General features: G+C 61.1%; 3 protein-coding genes and 1 pseudogene. All 4 read left to right on the forward strand.

What is annotated here, in order from left to right:
* Window positions 1–1228, forward strand: a 1228-nt coding sequence (gene ftsA / locus Q0288_RS13070; RefSeq protein WP_299431120.1) for a cell division protein FtsA, incomplete at its 5' end; no start/stop codon positions are given.
* 72 nt (window positions 1229–1300) lie between these two features.
* Window positions 1301–2365, forward strand: a complete 1065-nt coding sequence (ftsZ, locus tag Q0288_RS13075; RefSeq protein ID WP_299431122.1) for a cell division protein FtsZ — start codon at window positions 1301–1303, stop codon at window positions 2363–2365.
* Between the two features lie 66 nt (window positions 2366–2431).
* Complete coding sequence (gene ruvC / locus Q0288_RS13080; protein WP_299431124.1) at window positions 2432–2926, forward strand: crossover junction endodeoxyribonuclease RuvC; 495 nt, start codon at window positions 2432–2434, stop codon at window positions 2924–2926.
* A gap of 26 nt (window positions 2927–2952) precedes the next feature.
* Window positions 2953–3173: pseudogene (locus tag Q0288_RS13085) on the forward strand (TetR family transcriptional regulator); the annotation flags it as partial.

A 3173-nucleotide genomic window follows, 5' to 3' on the forward strand; every position in this document is an offset into this window, starting at 1 on the left:
CGGTGAACTATCCTCAGATGGTATCCTGGACATCATCGGGGAGGGCACGGTTCCTTCCCAGGGGCTCAGGAGGGGGGTGGTCACCAACCTCGAGCGCACTTCCGAATCCATTCGTCAGGCCATCTTCCAGGCCGAGCGGGTAGCAGGGGTCAAGGCCGAGCGGGTCTGGGTAGGCGTAGCCGGAGCCCATGTCCGCAGTGTGACCAGCCACGGCCTGGCGGCTATCCGGCGGGGCCAGCAAATCTCTGCCACCGATGTGGAGCGGGCCATCGAACAGGCCAAAGCCTATCCATTTGAAGGCGACTACGAACTCATTCATGCCCTACCGCTGGAGTATCGCGTAGATGGTCAGGAAGGTATCCGCGACCCCATCGGCATGGCCGGAGTTCGCCTGGAAGTAGATGTGCATCTGGTTGCGGGTAGCAAAGGCCCCCTCACCAACCTTCGCAAGGCCGTCGAAGACGCCGGATTGGACTTGCAAGGTATGGTATTACAAGCCTATGCCTCGGGGCTGGCGGTGCTTTCACCCGAAGAACGCTCCATGACCGTGATGCTGGTAGACATTGGTGGAGGCACGACCGATGTAGCCGTCTTCCGCCAAGGGCGCCTGGCCCACTCGGCTGTAATCCCGTTGGGCGGAGACCATGTCTCGCATGACATCGCCAAGCTGCTGCAAATCCCGGTCGAAGAAGCGGAACGGGTCTCTAAAAAATACGGGGCTGCACTACCCGAGCTGGCCGATCCCGAGCTGGTGCTGGAAGTCAGCCAGGAGGGCGCAGCACAAATCTCCTATCAAGCCCCCGACCTAGCCCGTATCATCCGCCCGCGCTTGCGCGAAATCTTGCACCTGGCCCGTCAGAGTGTTGACGAGGCTTTGGGGCCGCTGGAAATCACGGTCGGTAAGGTCATCGTGACCGGCGGCACCAGCATGGTACGAGGACTGGAAGAACTGGCCCGCAAGCAGTTCAACCTGCCGGTTCGGTTGGGCAAGCCCCTGGGGGTGCAGGGTCTCACCGATGTGGTAGCCTCCCCTACCCACGCAACAGCGGTAGGACTGGTTCGCCATGCAGCCGGCCTCGCCACCCAGTCTCCCCTACCCCGTGGACACCGCCCTGGCCGTAACAAAACCATTCAAGCCAGCAAGCCGGTCATCAGTACCGAAGGTGCAGCCAGTGCTGCCAACGGTCTGTGGGAGCGCATTAAGGGAATGTTCAAGAACTTCTTTTAGCAGTTACGGCTTTTGTTCGCATCGGTCAGGTGGAAGCACTCGAGCAGCCAGTAGAAAGTACCAGGAGAGATTATGGGTGACGTGCAGATTAAGGTGATCGGACTCGGCGGCGCAGGCAACAACGCAGTCAATCGAATGATCGAGTCGGGGCTAACCGGCGTGGATTTTATTGCAGCCAATACGGATGCACAGGTATTGGCCACCAGCCTGGCCGATGTACGCATCCAATTGGGCGACAAACTGACCCGAGGACTGGGAGCAGGGGCCAACCCTGAAATCGGGGAGAAGGCTGCCCAGGAAGCCGAAGAACTGGTGGGCGAATACCTCGAGGGCTCCGATATGGTCTTCATCACTGCCGGGATGGGCGGGGGCACCGGTACGGGTAGCGCCCCGGTGGTGGCCGAGATTGCCAAAGGTTTGGGGGCTCTCACGGTAGGGGTCGTCACCCGCCCCTTTGCCTGGGAAGGCCCTCGCCGACTGCGGGCTGCCGAGGAGGGCATCAAGCGCCTGCGCGAACAGGTAGACGCCATGGTGGTTATCTCCAACGATCGCCTGCTGAATGCCCTGGACAAAAAAGTTTCGGCTAAGGATGCCTTCATGATTGCCGACCGGGTGCTCTACCATGGGGTGAAGGGCATCACCGACGTCATCAACCTGCCCGGCCAGATCAACCTCGACTTTGCCGATGTACGCACCCTGCTCACCGGGGCGGGCCAGGTTTTGATGGGCATCGGGGCCGGCCGGGGCGAAAACAAGGTGATGGAAGCCGCCCAGTCGGCCATCCAGAGCCCCTTGCTGGATCGTTCGGTGGATGGGGCCCGCAAGCTGCTGGTTAATGTGGTGGGCGACGAGGATATTTCGCTCTTGGAAGCCAGCAGTGTGGTGGAGCACATCCGCGAAGCCACCGGCATGGAAGACGTGGACGTGCTGTACGGCCTGACCTACGACAACCGGGCCCAGGACGAGATGCGGGTGATCCTGATTGCAGCGGGTTTTAATGAGAGCGCGGTGGTCGCCAAGCCCGGCGGTCGCCCGCTAATGGACTTCCCGGCCAGCAACGTAGATGTCGGCAACTTCGACATCCCGGCCTTCATCCGCTATGGCGATGGCGACTACCCACCCAAAAGGGGCAACTAGCGTTGCCCGTATAGGGTCGAGAGTCCAGAGTCAAAAACTCTTTACTCTAGACCCCTGACCCTCGACATGGTTGTCCTTGGCATTGACCCCGGTATCACCAATATGGGCCTGGGTGTGGTCGAGCGGGTCGGCAAGCAGGCCCGGCTGCTCCATGCCGAGGTTGTCAAGACCACCCATGGCGAGTCCGCGCCCAAGCGGGTAGGCAAGCTGTACCGGGCAGTGTATCAGGTGGCTGCAACCTACTCCCCACAGGCCATCGGGGTGGAGGAACAGTTCTTCTACCGGCAGAACGAGCTGGCCTACAAAGTGGGCTGGGCCATGGGAGCCGTGTTTCTGGTGGCCGATCAACTCTCGATCCCGGTCTTCGGCTACGGGCCACCCAGAATCAAACAGGCCCTGGTGGGCAATGGCCAGGCCGACAAGAGTCAGGTGGCCTATATGGTACGGGCTATTCTGGGCCTGAAGACCCTTCCCAGGCCCACCCACCTGGCCGATGCGCTGGCCATCGCGCTCACCCACTGCTTCTATACTGGGCTTGTGCCAGGTAAACCGGTGGGCTGAATATTTGGCCTTAGAATGAAACCGGTATGAATCGCCTCTTACCCATAATCTTGCTGGTGCTGGTGGGGGGGCTGGGGTTCTCTCAGAGCGTGCGGAGCCAGGGCATGGCGGGGCTGGTTCTGCCGGGCCCCGGCGCTGCTTATCTCAACCCGGCCTATGCTGCTTTTCCTGCAGAGCTGTATGGGGCAGACCCTGGCCTCCTACTGCCCATTGGGGTGTTGGGTCTGGTGTTGCGGCCCGCGAGCAA

This window comes from uncultured Meiothermus sp., assembly GCF_937863175.1.
Lineage (GTDB): Bacteria > Deinococcota > Deinococci > Deinococcales > Thermaceae > Meiothermus.

Coding starts and splice junctions, on each gene's coding strand:
- ftsZ (WP_299431122.1), top strand. CDS start 1,301: ATGGGTGACGTGCAGATTAAGGTGATCGGACTCGGCGGCGCAGGCAAC.
- ruvC (WP_299431124.1), top strand. CDS start 2,432: ATGGTTGTCCTTGGCATTGACCCCGGTATCACCAATATGGGCCTGGGT.